This is a genomic window from Paenibacillus sp. H1-7 (assembly GCF_022354825.1).
In the GTDB taxonomy this organism is placed as follows: Bacteria; Bacillota; Bacilli; order Paenibacillales; family NBRC-103111; genus Paenibacillus_S.
On sequence record NZ_CP031168.1, the window covers coordinates 90,591 to 109,514 of the forward strand.

Here is an 18,924-nt window from a genome sequence, read left to right on the forward strand (position 1 = left end):
GTTATCGATAAAAGCTTTTCCTCAACATCTCCAGATACAGATCCAGCTCTGCTGTCGCTCGCTCATAGTATTCCTCGGTCAACTCGAGAGACTTGACCCGCTGCTGCTCCTGATTCGAATAGCCTTCGATCGTCCAAAATATGATGCGGACGGCTCTTTCCGTATCGATCCCTTCCTTGAAAACCGTCGTATCGACTTTCTCGAGCAGGGCGGCATAGCTCTTGGCCAAAATTTCTTTATTTCTCGGCTGCAGCTTCGACTTGATCTCTTCGGCATCCTCCAGATTGGCTGACAGCGCAAATTGGAACATTTCCGGGTGTTTATGAATGATCTCCATTTTCAATCGGGCGCACTGGCGCAATCGGGCCAATATATCCCGCTGCTGCAGATCGATTTTCTCGAAAAATTCTTTCACAATGACTTCCATAATGTAGTCGTACAAATACAGGTACAAATCCTTTTTATTGTGGAAATAATGAAACAGCAGCCCTTTGGAAATGCCTGCTTCAGCAACGATTTCATTCGTCGATGCGTTTTTATAGCCTTTCTGTGCAAACTCCTTCATGGCTGCGTTCAATATGCGCTCCTGCTTTTCCGGCTCCAGACTTACAAACTTCTCATGCATTCCGGAACATCTCCTTCGAAAAAATGGTCCATGCCCATTGACCACTCTGGTCAATGGAGTCATCATAGCACTATTGACCACTGTGGTCAATGAGTATCCATATGGCTGCTGCGCCCAATAATAACAATCCGAACATCAGCGATCCATTGCAAAACCGCCGATGCTTTCCTACAGAAGAGCCGGGGGTTTACTTGCTTTTGCCGCACTAACCGGCTGCGGATCCTTTTCCAAGCCTCCGGTCGACAAAAGCAGCAACCTGCGGCATCGACCCAAGCGGATCAGGAGCACGGGGCGACGAGTCCGTACCTGGTTCACTAAGCCATTTCGTTCAAGCTTCCCTGACCGTAGTTGTCAGTAAAGCGATGCTATGCTTATCAAGCAACGAATAACAGGCTTAAGCGAAAGGTGGAGCTGAGCAATGGCTGCCAATGATGTGAAAGATTTGTACTATGAGTTTTATGTCGCGGGAACGCCGGAGCAAGTATGGGAAGCGCTCGTGTCTCCCGAAGGAGTGAAGGCGGTGTATGCCGGCTGCGTTATTGAATCGACGTTCGAGGAAGGGGCTTCCATTCAGTATGTCGGTCCGGGAAACCGGGGCGACCGCACGGTTCATGTGTACGGAACGATACTGGCTTGCGAGCCGCACAAGACGTTGAGCTTTTCCCACTATGTCGGGGAATCCTACTACGAGGGGCAGGAGCGTTACGAGTCCCGGATTACTTACCGGATCGAGCCGGCAGGTGTATCCACCAAGCTTATGCTGACTCACGATCAATGGCATGAGCAAGATCCTTCATATAAAAACACGGTCTCGGCATGGTGGTTTTTGCTGAGCAGCACCAAGACATGGATTGAGACAGGCAAGCCGCTGACGTGGTAGGCATCCGATAACAAGCAGCTCCAGCCCCGGAAACGGCGGTATGGCGCTGCTTGCTGTGTATTTTGACCCGAATCGGATCATGCTAACAAAGAAAGAGGTTGACAACAAGTTTATATTGTAACTATAATGGTTACAGGTAATAACGCAAGCCGTTGTTTACTAAGCAGCATGGTGAACTAAAATTTTTTTACCACAATAGAATTTATAAAATTCCGCATCGGATGCAGAATTCTATTTGGCGATAAAAACTACTACTAAACGCGGTCGCTCATCCTAGATGTACTCCGATTGGAGTTTTTTTCACTATAAGATGTAACTAATGTGGTTACAATATAAAATAGGAGGCTATACTATGAAAATTGCAGTTATCGGAGCAGCAGGCAAAGCAGGAAGCTTGATCGTCAAGGAAGCTTTGAGCCGCGGTCACGAAGTGACGGCGTTGGTACGGGACGGCTCCAAAATCAACGATGCCAACGTTCGCGTAGTGGAAAAGGACATATTCCAGCTGACAGCGGAGGATGTAAAAGAGTTTGACGCCGTCGTCAATGCGTTCGGCGCAGCGCCTGGTCAGGAGCACCAACATGTAGAAGCGGGGAAAGTGCTGATTCAGGCGCTGCAAGGTGCGCCGAACACCCGCTTGCTCGTTGTAGGCGGCGCAGGCAGCTTGTTCGTGGACGAACAGCAAACAACCCGTTTGATGAATACACCGGAATTTCCTGCGCTGTACTTCGCAACGGCGTCGAATCAAGGGCAGAACTTGGCCGACTTGCAGGCGTCGCAAGGCATTCGCTGGACCTTCCTCAGCCCTGCGGCATTTTTCAACCCGGAAGGCAAGAAAACAGGAGCTTATCGCAAAGGCAAGGACAATCTGATCGTCAATGCCGCAGGCAGCAGCTACATCAGCTACGCCGATTATGCGATTGCCGTATTGGATGAGCTGGAGAATCCGCAGCATATCAATGAACGGTTTACCGTTGTAGGCGAAGCCGAGTAAGATAGCAAAAAGCATCGAAGACTTAGGATCGCAAGATCGGTCTCCGATGCTTTTTTTCCATTTTTACATATAGAATTTATAATCGGGGCTCCCTGCAAAGTATCTGATGGACTTTGAAGCCAAAGGTCCACTTTGTGGGGTTATTTCAGCAAGATTGCCGGTAACAAAAGAGACTATTTCTACTTCACTCCGAGCCGCATCCGGTAGCTGAACAGGACATCCAGCGTTCTGCCTTGAAAATAAGCCTCCACAACAGACTTAAATGCTGCGATATCTTCGTCCAATGCGGTTGAACCTTGCTTCAGAATCGTTTGTAGTCCACCTTGGCTTATGGCAAGTCCGGCATAACGCTCGGCATCGCACGGCTCCATATTGTGAAAGACGATTTCTTTGGCGAAGCGGAACGCATTGCTGTTTTGAATATGCTGCAAATGCTCCTCCTTGTTGCGTTTCACCGCCTGCTTATTCTCCTCAACGAGCTGCTTTAACAGCGCGTCCGACTTTTGAATGAGCTTATTGTATTCATGCTCAATAGTCCAGGTCAATGTCGGAGGCCAATCGCAATCGTAAGCCGCGAACACCCCGCCGTCCCGAAGAACTCGGGCAAACTCCTGCAGGGTGCTGGATGGTTCCATCCAATGAAAGGATTGGGAGCAGGTAATGATGTCCACGCTGTCCGATTCCATGTCCAATTGATTGGAATAACCGGGTACAAACCGGATGTCGCTGTCACCGCTGGATTCCGCCGCTTTTTCCAAAGCTTTGCTTCGCATGTCATCACTCGGTTCCACCCCGATAATCCGGTCTGCATGGCCGTTCCATACGAAGGTCGACAAGCCTGTTCCGCAGCCGACATCCATAACGATCGAGGGTCTTCTGCCCAAGTAATTCGTTAAAATACGGATGACTGCTTGCGGTGCCTCCGGGCGGTATTTGTCGTACAAATTTTGGTAGCCTGTAAATCGGTCGATGTTGCTTTTAAGGTTGCCTTCCGGAATCATTCCCATTCCTCCGCTCATGAATAATGGTATGAAGATGATTATATTGTACCAATCTATGTAAATTGGGTCCAATAGTCGGGCTTGTCCATCGTTGACGAATAGTTTAAGGTTTTGTAAAATGGAAACCAAGAAGTATTATTTCGGTTTCCTTGGTTTCTGGAGTGGAGGGTAATTCAGTGGAGGATATGATTCGTACGCGGATTTTGCAGGCTGCGGCCGAGCTGTTTCAAGCAAAAGGATACCGAAGCGTCACTTTAAGCGAGCTGGCAACCAGGCTTGGGATGAGCAAGAAGACGCTCTATTTGTATTTCAGCGGCAAGGAGCAGATTGCCGAGGCGGTGATGGAGCTGACGATGAAGGCGATAGCAGCGGCCATCGCCGAAGTGAGACGGCAGGAGGCGGATGCCGTGACGATGATCGGGCTCGTTTTTGCCGCCATTAAGCAGGAGATTGTGAAGCTGAACCCGCTGTTTCTTGAGGACATCCAAAAGTTCATCCCCGGACTGTGGGAACGGATAGAGGCGTTTCGGGTCAAGCAGCTGTCGTTTCTGGAAGAGCTGATCACTCAAGCACAGCAGGACGGCTTGATCCGCGATCTGAATCCGAGGCTGGCTACCGTCATCATGCTCGAAAGCATCCGCCATTTTGCCCGGCCTGACTTTGCCGCCAAGCACGGGGTGGGGATGGTCGATGTCGGGAACACGTTATTCACGATGTTTATCGAGGGCATTCGAAAATAAGGGAGCGTGGATTCCATGAACGGTTACGTGCTTGATTTCCAGCAGATCGATAAATCCAGTCTGCCGCTGGTAGGCGGCAAGGGAGCCAACCTGGGAGAGATGACCCGGGCGGGCTTTCCGGTTCCTCCGGGGTTTTGCGTGACAACGGAAGCTTATCGGGCCTTTATCGGACAGAGTGCAAGGATGGAGGATTATTTCGCCCGGCTGGCCGCGGTAACGGCCGATCAGCTGGACGAAATCGCCGCATTAGGGCGGGAGATTCGCGACTATTTGGTCACGATTGAGATTCCCGGCGGCATCCGTCAAGCGCTGGTGGACAGCTGGAGACGATCTGGAGAGTCCAAGGCTTATGCCGTTCGTTCCAGCGCTACGGCGGAGGATTTGCCGACGGCGTCGTTTGCCGGCCAGCAGGACACGTATTTGAATGTTCGCGGAGAAGAACAGCTGCTTCAAGCCGTCCGCCGCTGCTGGGCTTCCCTGTTCACCGACCGGGCGATATCGTACCGGGCCAAGAACGGCTTCGACCACCGGGCCGTGCTGCTGTCGGTCGTCGTGCAGCAAATGGTATTTCCGGAGGTGTCGGGAATCCTATTCACCGCCGATCCGATCAGCGGGCATCGGGGGACCGTCTCCATCGACGCGAGCTTCGGCCTCGGTGAGGCGCTCGTATCCGGCTTGGTCTCGGCGGATTTGTACCAGGTACGCTCCGGGCGCATTATAGAGAAAAAAATCGCGCGCAAGAAGCTCGCAATCTACTCCTTGCCCGAGGGCGGGACCGAGACAAGGGACCTGCCCGAGTCGATGCAGGAGCGGCAGGCCTTAAGCGACGAGCTGATTGTGGAGCTCGCCCGTCTGGGCGGAACGATCAAGCGGCACTACGGCTCCGATCAGGATATCGAATGGTGCTGGGCCGAAGGCAAGCTCTTTATCGTGCAGAGCCGTCCGATCACCTCGCTGTATCCGCTGCCTGACGTGCCTGTAGCTGAGGGAGAATCCCCGCACATTCTGATCTCCTTCGGCCATCAGCAGATGATGACGGACGCGATCAAGCCGATGGGACTGTCCGTCCTGCGAACGATGGTTCCGTTCGGCAAGCGTTCCGTACGAACGGAGAGCGACAAGGCTTATGTCGCCGGAGGGAGAATGTTCATCGATATTACGCAGGCGTTCACGCTGAAGCCGGCCCGCCGGGTACTGCCGAAGGTGCTGAGCAACATCGACGAGCGGATAGCGAGCGGCATCGAAGAGTTCATCCGCAAAGATTCGTTCGTCCGGGGCTTGCCGCCTCAGCCCGGGATGAAGAAGGAGCTGCTGCGGTTTTTTGTTCCGATTGCGGGCAAAGCGGCGAGCAACCTGTTCTTCGCCGTACCGGAGCGGGCGGCCAAGGAAGCGAACGAGTGGATGGAGACGTTCGTCCACGAGGGAATGGTCCGCTTGTCCGGCGTCACCGGCTCGCAGCGGATCCTCCGGATTCAGGAGCTGGCCGGGATCATTCTCCGCACCTTGTTTGCCCGAATGATTGGCTACCCGTTGTCCGGTATTATTGCTTCCATCTGGATTAAGAAGCTGGCGGCGAAATGGCTCGGCGATACGGAGATCATGCCGGTACTGAACAAGTCGCTGCATGGCAATGTAACGAGCGAGCTCGGGCTCATGATCGGCGATTTGGCCGATGCGGCGCGAGATAAGCCGCAGGTGGTTGAACTGATCCGGCATGGAGATCCCGTCCACTTCCGTAGTCAATTGCAGACGGTGGAAGGGGGAGCCGCTTTCCTGCAGGAGTGGGACCGGTTCATGGAGCTGTACGGCATGCGCTGCCCCGGGGAGATCGACATGACCCGAAAGCGGTGGCGCGAGGATGCGAGCACGCTGCTGCCGTCGATCGATAACCATATGCGCACCATGAAGCCGGGCGAGCATAGAGAGCGGTTTGCCGAAGGAGCCCGGGAAGCCGAAGCGGCCGCCCGCGAGCTCGTGGACCGCGTGCGGGCCCTGCCCTTCGGCTGGCTCCGGGCGAAGCTATTGTCCCGGCTGGTGCGGGTATACCGCAGCATGATGGGCTTAAGAGAGCATCCGAAATATATGATGATCCGCTTGTTCGGGTTTATCCGGCAGGCGATGCAGGAAGAAACGCGGCGGCTGGTGGAGGCGGGTGTACTGCAGTCGGAGGAGGACGTCTTCTATTTGACGCTCGACGAGCTGATGCAGTTAACCGAAGGGCAGCCCATGCCCGGGCTGGCCGAGATGCTGGAGGAGCGGAAGCGGGATTACTCGCGCTTCCAGTCACTGACTCCGCCGCGCGTGATGACCAGCGAAGGCGAAATCATCACCGGCCGGCGCAGGCAGCAGGACGCGCCGGCAGGGGCCTTGCTCGGCACGCCCGTATCCGCCGGCGTGGTGGAAGGGATCGCGCGCGTCGTGCTGCGGCCCGACGAAGCGAAGCTGAACAAGGGCGAGATCATGATCGCCCCGTTCACCGACCCGGGCTGGACGCCGCTGTTTCATTCGGCGGTCGGCCTGGTCATGGAGGTCGGCGGGCTCATGACGCACGGTGCGGTCGTGGCCCGCGAGTACGGGCTGCCGGCAGTGGTCGGCATCGACGATGCGACCAAGCGCATCAAGGACGGGGACCGGATCCGCCTGGACGGGACCCGCGGCTATGTACTCATACTAGAGAAGCCGGAGCCATCCTAGGCTTGGACCCGACTACTCAAAGTTAAAACGGAAGCCGGGGACAGAACGCTTATGTCCCCGGCTTCCGTTATGAAAGAGGTTAAGGCGCTGCTTACCTTGCTCTTGTTGTACCGGTCGTAAGTAAGCGGTCGTGATTCCATTCGATTATCCTTTTCTGTTGCAGCCCGCTCCCCCTCCCTAAGCCAGGAAACCTTTTGCAGCTTGCATCGCACCGCTTCAGGACGTATCCTGAAGGTACTATAATCGGATCTATTCTATGATCCGGGACATTCCGGCTTTCGGCAGTCAAAGGAGGGAGCCTATGCAACAAGCCAAGCTGCATTCGTTGTTCCGGCCGGTTCAAGGAAACGGAAGAGTCACTTCCAGCTCGTATGTGGAAATCGAGCCGTCGCCGTTATTGCAGCCCTACGTTTCGTGTTATTGGGCGTCGGAGCCGGTGGCGGACGGGACTCCTGAAGCTTCGGAGCCGGACTCGGTGCCGGATCGGGTGATTCCGGATGGTTGTACGGACATTTTATTCGAGCGGGATTTGACGAACGGCCAATATCGTATAAGGTACATCGGTCTGCTGGAGCACCCTTTTTCTATTGCGTATGATGATGTACGTCCGTCATTCAAGCTTGGAGTCCGGTTGTTCCCGGGAGGCGCATATCCTCTATTGAAATCGCGGATTGCCGAATTCACGAACCGGTCGTGCTTTCTGGACGACGCTGCACCTGATCTGGCAGGCGAGCTGGATGAATTGGGCGAACGGATCGCCGAGGCTCCGACGCTGGCCGGGAAGGTGCGGCTGCTGGAGCAGTCCCTTACCCGTTGGCTGCAGCCGGCCGGTTCATCTGCGCTGCACGACCGGATGAGCGGCTGGCTGCACCGGATCTTTACGTCGGGCGGCACGGCTTCCGTTCAGGAACTGGCTGCCGAAGCCGTGCTCAGCTCCAGGCAGATGAACCGGGATTTCGATCAATGGGTCGGCGTCAGTCCGAAGAAGTTTTCCGAAATCGTCCGGTTTCAATCGCTGGTCCGGCAGATCAGATCCCAGCCGCAGCGGGATTGGGCTTCCTTGGCGGCGCAGTATGGCTACTTCGATCAATCACATATGATTCATGAGTTCAGACGGTTTTACGGCGATTCTCCTGTCGTGGCCGCCCGGGAATTCCATCTGGCGTCCGATTTTTACAATCCTAAACGGTAATCGGCGGGTATACTTAAGACTAACGCTTCTTTACACCCCATCTTCCGAAGGATGAAAGGAGAACTGCCGATGGCAGCCATTGTTAATGCCAGAACGTTATCCGTTTCCATTGAAAGGACACCCGAACGGGTGTACGATTATGTGTTTGAGCTTCAACATTTTCCCGAATGGGCCACTTCGTTCAGCTTGTCCATTCAACCGTCGCATGACGGCTGGTGGGTCGTAACGACGCCAGACGGTCCGATGAATCTCAAGCTCGTGGAAAGAAACGAGTTCGGTGTGCTCGATCATCACGTTTATGTAGGCGACGGGCAGCCGATTATGAATGCGATGCGCGTTGTTGCGAACGGTTCGGGAAGTGAGTTTCTCTTCACCATGTTCCAGCAGCCGGGCATGTCGGACGAGCAGTTCGCGCATGACGCCGGGATGGTGGAGCGAGATTTGCACAGCTTGAAAAAAGTGCTCGAAAGCCGGACCGAGCTTTAGATGGTTTATGCATGTAAGAAAAAGGCCGACCGACGCAGCATTCCAGCAGCGTTCGATTGGCTTTTTTTTGTATATACATTTTGTAAGCGGTGTTATTGAAGTCCGTTCTCATTACGATGTTCTAATACTAAGCTCAATAGGTCATTTAAAGCTTCAGGGATTAAATCATATTGTCCTGCTGGATACTCTAAAAATTCTAAATTATAAGTGGATTTAATTGCTTTTTTTACTGACATGTTCCAATTATCTCCAGATAGGATGTAGTGTGGCCTACTACATTTTGCGGCAATATTAGCATTTTCTAATAGAAGATTTATGTCTGGATCAGATAAACCATTTCCGATAAAAAGAAGTGTATTAACTAAGAACAATGAATCTAAAACTCGGTAAAAGGAAGAATACTTATCTCTAGCTTCAAAGTAATCCCCTCTAGTTAATATTGTTTGCTTAGTATTACTAACACATCCGTGCGCTTTTAAGACTAACCTCTTCCTAGACCGGATATCATCTATAATATTGTTATCATAATACTTTAACACGTTGTAGGAAGGTTGTTGCATACATAAATTATCATAAATTTTGTCATAATTTGTTGTAACGACAACTTTAGGGTCAAGTAGCATGATTGTCTTATGTATTGCAGAAGGTTGGTATATATCCCTAGGGTTAAATTCCTCCTGAAAGAAATCATCATAATCACCAAGGTTGATATGATCCTTCATTATTTGAGCAGCATCCAAGTAATTTTTCTTATTACATAATTCGGTTGCTACAACTTTCGCATCTTCATTATTCATTCTTTTTATACCTTCGCGTAAGAACCCATCCCAATCTTTAGGGCTTTTCCCAACGCTACTTTTCGATGATGCTGATACTCCTGAACCAAGAACAATAATACATCGACGCTCTGCCAACTCAGCTACAAGTGATGAAGGCCATCTTATTATTTCCTTTTCTACTACCTGATTAACAACTTCAGTAACTTCTATATCTGTGCTCATAAACCAGACTCCTTAATATTTTCAAGTAGGTTATGAGTAATCGAGTCTATCATTTCCTTGTAATTGTTTAACTGTGCATACTGTGAACCAACTAAGCCGTCTTTACCTTCCAAAAGAAAAATAGGTGTGTTTGCTGATTGTGAAAGAGGGACCAGACTATATAGATGTGGAACATCGCCTAACCGTAGTTTATTCTCATCCAATTTTTCTGGAGTAAATCTATTCAAATTACTTGATACTTCGCCTGGTATTTTTTCTAATATTTTTTCAAATGCTTTTGTAGGTCTTGCCCTACTCCCAGAACTTCTAGTAACTATATACTGTTGAATAGTATATCCTATAAATTTAGATTGCGAATTTATACTATTTACTAGATCAGCCTCATACTTTTCAACTAATTCGGGTTTTCTTTCTTTAATGAATCCCAAATTTGCTGCGTATAATGCATGCCAATCCCTTAACCAATCGGAGATATTGTTAATTCCCATAATGCTGAAAGTATCGCATCCCATTGGACTTACAAAGAAATCACAACCAAGCAGAATGGTTCTATTTAATGCACCTAAACTCGGACCCACATCATATATAATAATGTCATAATCATCTGAAAAGTAAGAGTTTAATTGATAACACCAATTTGTTGTTCTCAATGCGCCAATGTCATTATTTAGATCTAGCCACGCTCTACTAAATTTATCTTCAAAAAGAGCAATTTTAGGATGACCCGGTAATAGGTCGACATTAAATCTATTAAATTCTTGTTTAATTGGAACAATTTCGAAATTGATATTTGCATTGCCTTCTTCCAAGGGAAGTATCACATCAAGTACTGTGTTTTCTGACTTAGATCCAAAAAGATCCTCCGTATCATCAAATGACAAGATATATTGCGTTGCATTACATTGAGGATCTGTATCAACTATAAGAACTCTTTTGCGATGTACAGTAGCTAGATATGAAGCAATGTTACAGGTTAATGTAGTTTTACCGACACCACCTTTATTGTTAAAAAAACATAAACTGGTTGCCACAATTACCCACTCCATTTTACAAATATACTTAAATTTGTAATCATTGATATATGCTACATTGTACCATTGTTACTAAATCATTAGCTACAAAAAAAGTTGCCTTCACTTGCAATAGGGCTTCCCAAAAAGTATCTGTTTGGCTTAGACGCCAAAAAGCTCAATTAGTGGGGATATTTCCCTGTCTAAAGCGGGAAGGCCAAGAAAAGTGCAATCGCGCAATAAGTTTCCTACCGGTTTGCAAAAAAGTGCAATTGAATGCAAGAACTATACAGGGTATGAATAAAGTAACGTTGTTCGAAGAAGGAGATGTTACTTGTGACAAGCAATCAGTCTACCCCTGTAACCAAGCCAAACACAGATATTCTGCCTCGGCAGATGGAGCATATAGGGCGCGGTCTCGTCGCTATTAAGGTAGAGAAGGGCGTCTATGTCGGATGGCGCTTGCTCGGCACCGAGCCGGCGGACTTCGCTTTCAACTTGTACCGCGACGGGGAGAAGGTGAACGCCGCGCCGATTCGCACAAGCACCAATTATTTGGACGAGCGGGGAACGCTGGAATCCACCTACACGGTCCGTCCTGTATTCGGTGAGGAGGAGCTGGAGGAGTCGCCGCCCGTTAGCGTGTGGAGCAGCAACTACCACTCGGTGCCGCTGCGCAAGCCGGAAGGCGGAGTTACCCCGGCCGGGGAGGAGTATACGTACAGCGCCAATGACGCGAGCGTGGGAGACGTTGACGGGGACGGCGAATACGAGATCATTCTCAAGTGGGATCCGTCCAACTCGCACGATAACGCCCACTCCGGCTATACGGGCAACGCCTACTTGGATGCGTACAAGCTGGACGGCCGCTTCCTATGGCGGATCGACCTGGGCCGCAACATTCGCGCCGGCGCCCATTACACACAGTTTCTGGTGTACGACTTCGACGGAGACGGCAAGGCGGAGATTGCCTGCAAGACGGCGGACGGCACCGTGGACGGCACAGGCCAAGTGATCGGCGATCCGGATGCCGATTACCGCAACGAGCGGGGCTTCATTCTCGAAGGCCCGGAATTTCTCACCGTCTTCGACGGATTGACGGGCCGGGCGCTGGCGACGACCGACTATGATCCGCCGCGTGGCGATGTGTCCGCATGGGGTGACTCCAAGGGCAACCGGGTCGACCGGTTTTTGGCCTGCGTCGCATACTTGGACGGGGTACGGCCGAGCTTGGTCATGTGCCGCGGCTATTACACCAGAAGCGTGCTGGCTGCTTTCAACTGGCGCGACGGCGAGCTGACCAAGGTGTGGACGTTCGACAGCAACAATCCGGGCTATGCCGGCTACGCCGGCCAAGGCAACCACAGCGTGGCCGTGGCGGACGTCGACGGAGACGGCATGGACGAGATCGTCTACGGCTCCTGCGTCATCGACCATGACGGCACCGGGTTGTACGTCACCGGCCTGGGCCATGGCGATGCCATGCATGTCGGCTCTCTCGATCCGAGCAGGCCTGGCCTGGAGGTATACCAGGTACATGAGAACCCTTCGGACAAGGGCATTGAAGTCCATGACGCCCGAACCGGCGAAATTTTGTGGGGACTGCCAACCAGCACGGATATTGGCAGAGGTCTTGCCGCCGATATCGATCCCCGCTATGACGGAGCGGAGGTGTGGTCATCGGACCACTGGAAGCAAGGCGGCTTCGGATTGTATAACATTCGCGGCGAGAAAATATCGGATGTCACTCCGCAATCGTTCAATTTCGCCATATGGTGGGACGGCGATTTGCTGCGCGAGCTGCTCGATCACGAATATGACCCGGACACCGGCATCGGTGAAGGCCGGATTTATAAATGGGATTATGAGAAGGAAAGGCTCATCACGCTGATGACTCCGGAAGGGACCCGATCTAACAACGGAACGAAGGGCAACCCGTGCCTGCAGGCCGATTTGTTCGGGGACTGGAGGGAGGAAGTGATTTGGCGTTCAGCGGACAGCACGGAGCTTCGCATCTACTCTACGACGGAGGTGACCGAACACCGCATCCATACGCTGATGCACGATCCGGTGTACCGGTTGAGCGTCGCCTGGCAGAACGTCTGCTACAACCAGCCGCCGCATCCCGGATTTTATTTGGGACACGGCATGGAGCAGCCTCCGGCTCCGGCTATTTACGTTACGAAGCATAATGAAGGAACGGAAAAATAAGGAACAACCGGGAGAACGGAGGGCTCCCGGTTGTTTTTTGTTTTAGCGATATGACATGCCGTACCCCCTCTATCGAAGCGGCTTTACAGAGGCGGTCAAGCCCATTGAAAAAATAATTGTCAATAGTCAAACCGCTGTAGTATAGTGGAAACAATAGGTTAAGCGCTTTCCTTCGTGAAGAGCCGCATTCATGCTAACCATGATCTTTTTATGCCGGGAGGTGTCGTTCGCGACGATCGGTCAAGGAAATATCTGCATCGCAGCCATTGTTAAGTGCTGAATCAGTCCAAGGCATCTAGGCTATTGACCCGCATTCAACTCAAACCTTCTTCGTACTCTTACTCCATCCTGTACAATCATCCAGTAAAAACTCTGCTGCAACCGGAAAACAAAAGAGATGTTTCGTGAAAGCGCATTCAATTTTAGTGTGACGGTTATTGATGAATTCGTACTTTTAAGACCAGAAAAAACAATGGAACGCATGGAGGGATAAGATGAATAAGAAATGGGGCGTATGGATGCTGGCGTTATCGCTGCTCCTCGTATCGCTGCCAGCCTGCAGCAGCGGACAATCCGGCCAGACCGCGAACAAGGACAATCAGCCGGCCAAAGCGGAGGAGCCTAAACCGACGGCTGCTCCCGAGCCCGTAACCTTGACGATGACCAACCATAAAAGCGTAGGCTTCACGGAGAAGGATTTCCAGACGTATTTCGCCGAGCCGGTCAAAAAGAAATATCCGCATATTACCCTGGAATACATTAAGCCGGAGAAAGGAACGGAGCTGGAGGATCTTATCGCGGCAGGCAAGACACCCGATCTTATCTTTGCCAGCAACGGTTATTTCGCTTTGTTAAAGTCGCTGGATCTTATGCAGGATTTGAACGAGTATGTCAAGAAATACAAGGTGGATTTATCGATTTACGATCAGGCGATTATGGATAAGATCCGGTCGATAGGAGACAAAGGAGAGCTGTATTCGATCCCTTTTTCGCTTAACTACGGGATGCTCGTCTATAACAAGGACATTTTCGACAAGTTCGGCATCCCCTACCCGAAAGACATTATGAGCTTTGAAGACATACTGCCTCTCGCCCGCAAAATCAACCGTACGGAGGATGGAATCCAATACATCGGCTTTGAGCCGAATTACGGCGATACGATAGCCGGCCAATTGGGCGTTCTGGCCATCGACAGCAACGACACGCCGAATTTTGAATCGCCCGAATATAAGCGTGTATTCACCTTTTTGAAGCAGGTGTATGACATTCCGGGGCAAATCGGGCCGAACGGCAAATTTAACTGGGGCCGGAACGGCCTGATCAAAGACCGCAACGTCGCGATGTTTCTGGAATGGACGAACGATGCGGCGGCTCCTCTGGAGGAGGCGTCCAAAGCCGGCTTTACCAACTGGGATATCGCAGCGCTGCCGAATTTCCAGGATAAGCTCGGCAGCGGCAGGACCGTCGACTCCCATATGACCTTCATATCCAAAACGAGCAAGCATAAAGAAGAAGCGTTCCAGGTACTGCTCGAGTCGGTGTCCAGGGAAACGCAAATGCTGGTCAGCGCGAACGCCCGAATCAGCTCCATACCGGATAAAGCGATACAGGCCAATTATGCCAAAAATTTTCCCAGCTACAACGGGAAGAACGTTCAGAACATCTTTTTGACGAAAATGACGCCTTCCCCCAAATCGTCTGTATACGGCTCGAAGGCGTCCAGCATTATTAGAGACGAGCAAAAGAACATGGCTTTGGGCAATAAAGACGTGAACACGGCCTTGAAGGATGCCCAGGAGAGGGCGCTCAAGAACGTGCAGGAGGAGAAGGGCAAGTAGAAGAACGGAAAAAGGAGCGGATGAAGATGGGGACGCTGGCGTTTCCTATGATCGGAGCGCATACCGGATGCGATAATACGCCGTATAATACGGTAGAATCGTTCATGGAGGGCATCAGGCTCGGTGCCGATGTAATAGAAGTCGATTTGCGCGTCGCACGGGACGGCACTGTTGTTTTGCTGCATGACGATTCCCCGTATCTTCACGAATATGATTACGAGGATTTGAACAGCTTGCCCGTCAGATCGAGAATCAGTCCGCTGTATGAGCGGCTTGAAATCGTGCGGCTGGCGGATGTACTGCCCATAGCCAAACAGTACGGAGTGCAGTTGAATCTGGATTTGAAAACGACGGACGCGATAGAGCCGTGTATTCGGCTGGTCCGAGAGCACGAGATGGCCGGGCAGGTGTATATTACCGGAAGCAGCGACGGAATGACAAGCCGTAACGGCGATTTTCGGGTAGTGTTCAATACGGCTACCAAGCTGACGCCGGAGGAGTCGGCGAACTATAGCTTATTTGCGGAAAAAGTGTGCAGAGAAGGTGTGGAGGGCCGGTATTACGGCTTGAATATGCACCATGCCACATGCCGCAGGGAGGTGATCGAGCTGGCTCACCGGAACGGTCTTGCGGTATGGGTGTACACCGTCAACGATCCTGATACGATGAAGCAGCTGATCGAATCCGGAGTCGATGCCATGACGACGAAGGAAGTATCCAGGTTGATCGCATTAAAAAACCTTAGCTTGTCTTAGACGATGGTTGTCTGCCCGAGTGGGCTGCCCGCCGATGAAGTGCATGGTTTAAATCCAAAGGCTCTTTGTGCGTTTCTTGCACAAAGGGTCTCTTTTATTGTAAACATGTGGAAATCCTGTTACAAATCAAGAAAAGTCCAAACAAAAAAAAGAAAAGTCCATTCCTCTGCAGCGCAATTCATGTGAAAATGAATCTCAGTGATAATGATTATCACTTTCGATTAGATCATACGATGCAGGCAAGTGATAAGAAAACAGGGGGAAATGTAGCATGGAATTGGCCCGGTTGATTAAAGAAAGACGTTCTGTCCATCAATTCGAGGACCGTCCTGTCGATATCGAGCTTGTGCAGGAGCTTCTCGATACGGCGGTATGGGTTCCTAATCATAAAATGACTCAGCCGTGGCGGTTTGTTATCGTCCATGGAGAAGGCCGCAAAAGACTGGCGGACGCTGCCAGCGCCTTTGCTGCTAAGCGGGAGAGCAATCCTGAGAAAAGCCAGGAGCTTGCCGAGAAGTTTTACAACCGGTTCACCTCGGTGCCGATGTTCATTGCCATAGTAATGAAAGAAAATACGCAGCCTGTCGTATGGGAAGAAGACTACGCCTCGGTCAGCTGCATTGTGCAAAACTTCAGCCTGCTGGCGTGGGAGCAAGGGCTCGGGCTTGTATGGGAGACGTATCCGCTGCTCCATGTGCAGGCGTTCCGGGACGCTTACGGCGTCGGACCCGGCGAAAAAATCGTCGGAAGCCTCCATCTGGGCTATCCGGGCAAGGTGTCGGCGCCTCAGCCGAGAATACCGGCAGCCGAGCTGACTACGATTATTAATCAGGCCAACTAGGTGAAATGACGTGAAATTAAGATATTTGGTTGTCCTGCTTATCGTGCTATCGATCGCCTCTATATTCATAGGGGTCAAAGAGATCAAACCGTGGGAGCTGTTCAAGCTGACCGAAGACCAGCTGCAGGTGCTGTTCATCAGCCGCTTCCCGCGCTTGATCAGCATCATTATTGCCGGCGTCAGCATGGGCGTCGTCGGACTGATCATGCAGCAGCTCAGCCGCAACAAGTTCGTTTCTCCTACGACGGGAGGCACCGACGATTCCGCCCGTTTGGGCATTCTCGTTTCGCTGCTGCTGTTCACCTCCGCGACGCCGATGCAGAAGATGCTGGTCGCTTTCGTGTTCGCTCTGCTCGGCACGTTTGTCTTTATGAAAATTCTCGACAAGGTGAAATATAAAGATGCCATTTTTATCCCGCTCGTCGGGTTGATGTTCGGAGGCATCATTTCATCGTTCTCCACCTTTTTTGCTTACAAGTACGATTTGATTCAAAATCTTTCGTCCTGGCTGCAGGGGAATTTCGCTCTGACGATGAAAGGCCGCTATGAGCTGCTGTACTTGAGCATACCGGTCGTTATTATCGCCTATTTGTATGCCAACAAATTTACGATTGCCGGGATGGGGGAGGAGTTCTCCGTCAACCTCGGGCTGAATTACAAAAAAGTCGTCAACCTTGGTCTCGTCATCGTAGCTCTTGTATCCTCCGTCGTGATGCTGACGGTAGGGACGATTCCTTTTCTCGGGCTGATCATCCCTAATATCGTCACCTTGTACCACGGCGATAATTTGAAGAAAAACCTTCCGCATACCGCCTTGCTGGGGGCTGTATTCGTCATGTTCTGCGATATTTTGGGCCGGGTGATCATCTACCCGTTCGAAATTCCAATCGGCCTAACGGTCGGAGTGCTCGGAAGCGGTATTTTTCTTTACTTACTGTTGAGGAGAAAGGCTTATGACTTATAAAGCAAAAATCGCATCGTTATCCGTTGTCGCCCTGGCGCTTATCGCCCTCTTCGTATTCATTCAAGTCGGCGACAATTGGAGCTATATTCTGCCTCGCCGAGGCTGGAAAGTGTTGTCTATCGTGCTGACCGGCGCCTGTATCGCCTTTTCCACCGTCATCTTCCAGACGATCTCGAACAACCGGATCCTGACGCCGAACATCATCGGGCTCGATTCGATGTACATGCTGGCGCAGACTGCCGTCGTCTATGCCTTCGGCTCGACTACGAAGCTGCTGGTCGACAACAATATCAACTTCGCCATGACGCTCGTTCTGATGATGCTGTTTGCCGGGCTGCTGTACAAGGTGATGTTCAAGCGCGAAGGGAACAATCTGTATTTTCTGCTGCTGATCGGGATTGTGCTCGGGACGCTGCTCGGAAGCTTGACGACGTTCATGCAGGTGCTGATCGATCCGAACGAGTTCCTCGTCCTGCAGGGCAAAATGTTCGCCAGCTACAACAAGGTGCAAGGCCAGCTGACGACGATATGCTGCGTGGTCATTGTTTTGATCGCGGTCTATTATTCCCGGTTCGCGAAATATATGGATGTGCTGTCGTTAGGCAAGGATCAGGCGATCAATCTCGGCGTCAATTATCATTTTGTCGTCAAACGGCTGCTGATCATCATTGCCGCACTCATTTCCGTAGCGACCGCGCTGGTAGGACCGATTACGTTCCTCGGCCTGCTCGTGGCCAACGTCACCTATCAATTTATGAAAACGTACCGGCACGCCGTACTGATTCCCGCGTCGATTCTCATCAGCATTATTGCATTGGTCGGCGGGCAGATGATCGTCGAGAGAGTATTTACGTTCACCACCACGCTCAGCGTCATCATCAATTTGATCGGCGGCATTTACTTTCTATATCTTCTGTTGAGGGAGAACAAATCATGATTGAAGTCAGGCAACTATCCAAAGCATACGGAGGCAAGCCGGTCGTAGAGAACGTGTCGCTGCAAATCGGCAAGGGGAAAATCACTTCCTTCATCGGACCTAACGGGGCCGGTAAAAGCACGCTGCTGTCCATGATCAGCCGTATTACGGCCAAAGATGCTGGAGAGGTTTACATCGACGGCAAGGAGATCGGGCAGTGCAAAAGCACGGATTTGGCGAAGCAAATCTCGATCCTGAAGCAGTCCAATCATATCAATGTCCGGCTCACGGTCCGGGAGCTCGTCTCGTTCGGACGGTTCCCTTATTCCCAAGGAAAGCTCACTCCGGAGGACTGGAAGCATGTCGATGAAGCGATTCAATATATGGAGCTTGGCGACATGCAGCACAAATATTTGGACCAATTGAGCGGAGGGCAAAATCAGCGGGCGTACATCGCCATGGTCATTGCGCAAAATACCGAATACGTGCTGCTGGATGAGCCGTTGAACAATCTCGATATGCGCCATTCCGTGCAAATTATGAAGGTGCTGCGACGCCTGGTCGACGAGCTCGGCAAGACGGTGGTCATCGTCATCCACGATATTAACTTCGCCTCCTGTTACTCCGACTATATCGTCGCGCTGAAGAACGGGAAGGTTGTGAAGGAAGGACCAACCGATCAGATCATCGAATCCGCCGTTCTGCGGGAGGTTTACGATATGGACATCCCGATCGAGACGATCAACGGCAACAAAATTTGCGTTTACTTCAGCTGA

General features: G+C 51.3%; 17 protein-coding genes. 13 read left to right on the forward strand and 4 right to left on the reverse strand.

What is annotated here, in order from left to right; genetic code table 11:
* Position 1: 1 nt before the first annotated feature.
* Positions 2–625 (reverse strand): TetR/AcrR family transcriptional regulator, encoded by a 624-nt coding sequence (locus DVH26_RS00445; RefSeq protein WP_239630645.1) that lies wholly within the window; start codon positions 623–625, stop codon positions 2–4.
* A 418-nt stretch (positions 626–1,043) separates the two neighbouring features.
* Between DVH26_RS00445 and DVH26_RS00450 the strand changes: the two genes are divergently transcribed.
* Together DVH26_RS00450 and DVH26_RS00455 are read left to right on the forward strand one after the other, a co-directional pair.
* The gene (locus DVH26_RS00450; RefSeq protein ID WP_239630646.1) at positions 1,044–1,505 is read left to right on the forward strand and encodes an SRPBCC domain-containing protein; all 462 of its coding nucleotides are present in this window, start codon (positions 1,044–1,046) and stop codon (positions 1,503–1,505) included.
* Positions 1,506–1,857: 352 nt separating this feature from the next.
* Positions 1,858–2,499, forward strand: coding sequence for an NAD(P)-dependent oxidoreductase (locus DVH26_RS00455; protein ID WP_239630647.1), 642 nt, complete (start codon positions 1,858–1,860; stop codon positions 2,497–2,499).
* Between the two features lie 179 nt (positions 2,500–2,678).
* On the opposite strand, the gene DVH26_RS00460 is transcribed toward DVH26_RS00455, so the two are convergent.
* On the reverse strand, positions 2,679–3,500 hold the full coding sequence (locus DVH26_RS00460) for a class I SAM-dependent methyltransferase (RefSeq protein WP_239630648.1): 822 nt from the start codon (positions 3,498–3,500) through the stop codon (positions 2,679–2,681).
* 185 nt (positions 3,501–3,685) lie between these two features.
* Between DVH26_RS00460 and DVH26_RS00465 the strand changes: the two genes are divergently transcribed.
* The 4 genes from DVH26_RS00465 to DVH26_RS00480 all read left to right on the forward strand — a co-directional run bounded on the left by DVH26_RS00465 (position 3,686) and on the right by DVH26_RS00480 (position 8,612).
* A complete protein-coding gene (locus tag DVH26_RS00465; protein ID WP_239635615.1) occupies positions 3,686–4,240 on the forward strand; it encodes a TetR/AcrR family transcriptional regulator in 555 nt (184 codons plus the stop codon).
* Positions 4,241–4,255: 15 nt separating this feature from the next.
* On the forward strand, positions 4,256–6,934 hold the full coding sequence (locus tag DVH26_RS00470; protein WP_239630649.1) for a phosphoenolpyruvate synthase: 2,679 nt from the start codon (positions 4,256–4,258) through the stop codon (positions 6,932–6,934).
* A 301-nt stretch (positions 6,935–7,235) separates the two neighbouring features.
* A complete protein-coding gene (locus DVH26_RS00475) occupies positions 7,236–8,126 on the forward strand; it encodes a helix-turn-helix domain-containing protein (protein ID WP_239630650.1) in 891 nt (296 codons plus the stop codon).
* Between the two features lie 69 nt (positions 8,127–8,195).
* On the forward strand, positions 8,196–8,612 hold the full coding sequence (locus DVH26_RS00480; RefSeq protein ID WP_239630651.1) for an SRPBCC family protein: 417 nt from the start codon (positions 8,196–8,198) through the stop codon (positions 8,610–8,612).
* 92 nt (positions 8,613–8,704) lie between these two features.
* Here DVH26_RS00480 and DVH26_RS00485 read toward each other — a convergent pair whose 3' ends face one another.
* Together DVH26_RS00485 and DVH26_RS00490 are read right to left on the reverse strand one after the other, a co-directional pair.
* Positions 8,705–9,613 carry an SIR2 family protein gene (locus DVH26_RS00485; protein WP_239630652.1) on the reverse strand — a complete coding sequence of 303 codons (909 nt, stop codon included), beginning with the start codon at positions 9,611–9,613 and terminating at the stop codon, positions 8,705–8,707.
* On the reverse strand, positions 9,610–10,644 hold the full coding sequence (locus DVH26_RS00490; RefSeq protein WP_239630653.1) for a ParA family protein: 1,035 nt from the start codon (positions 10,642–10,644) through the stop codon (positions 9,610–9,612). The genes DVH26_RS00485 and DVH26_RS00490 overlap by 4 nt, the downstream gene beginning before the upstream one ends.
* A 375-nt stretch (positions 10,645–11,019) precedes the next feature.
* Between DVH26_RS00490 and DVH26_RS00495 the strand changes: the two genes are divergently transcribed.
* The 7 genes from DVH26_RS00495 to DVH26_RS00525 all read left to right on the forward strand — a co-directional run bounded on the left by DVH26_RS00495 (position 11,020) and on the right by DVH26_RS00525 (position 18,924).
* Positions 11,020–12,834 carry a rhamnogalacturonan lyase gene (locus DVH26_RS00495; protein ID WP_239635616.1) on the forward strand — a complete coding sequence of 605 codons (1,815 nt, stop codon included), beginning with the start codon at positions 11,020–11,022 and terminating at the stop codon, positions 12,832–12,834.
* 494 nt (positions 12,835–13,328) lie between these two features.
* A complete protein-coding gene (locus DVH26_RS00500; protein ID WP_239630654.1) occupies positions 13,329–14,672 on the forward strand; it encodes an ABC transporter substrate-binding protein in 1,344 nt (447 codons plus the stop codon).
* 26 nt (positions 14,673–14,698) lie between these two features.
* The gene (locus DVH26_RS00505; protein WP_239630655.1) at positions 14,699–15,427 is read left to right on the forward strand and encodes a glycerophosphodiester phosphodiesterase; all 729 of its coding nucleotides are present in this window, start codon (positions 14,699–14,701) and stop codon (positions 15,425–15,427) included.
* Between the two features lie 271 nt (positions 15,428–15,698).
* Positions 15,699–16,268 (forward strand): nitroreductase family protein, encoded by a 570-nt coding sequence (locus tag DVH26_RS00510; RefSeq protein ID WP_239630656.1) that lies wholly within the window; start codon positions 15,699–15,701, stop codon positions 16,266–16,268.
* A 10-nt stretch (positions 16,269–16,278) separates the two neighbouring features.
* Positions 16,279–17,232, forward strand: coding sequence for an ABC transporter permease (locus tag DVH26_RS00515; protein ID WP_239630657.1), 954 nt, complete (start codon positions 16,279–16,281; stop codon positions 17,230–17,232).
* Positions 17,222–18,169, forward strand: a complete 948-nt coding sequence (locus DVH26_RS00520; protein WP_239630658.1) for an iron chelate uptake ABC transporter family permease subunit — start codon at positions 17,222–17,224, stop codon at positions 18,167–18,169. Before DVH26_RS00515 ends, DVH26_RS00520 begins: the two co-directional genes overlap by 11 nt.
* Complete coding sequence (locus DVH26_RS00525) at positions 18,166–18,924, forward strand: iron ABC transporter ATP-binding protein (protein ID WP_239630659.1); 759 nt, start codon at positions 18,166–18,168, stop codon at positions 18,922–18,924. The genes DVH26_RS00520 and DVH26_RS00525 overlap by 4 nt, the downstream gene beginning before the upstream one ends.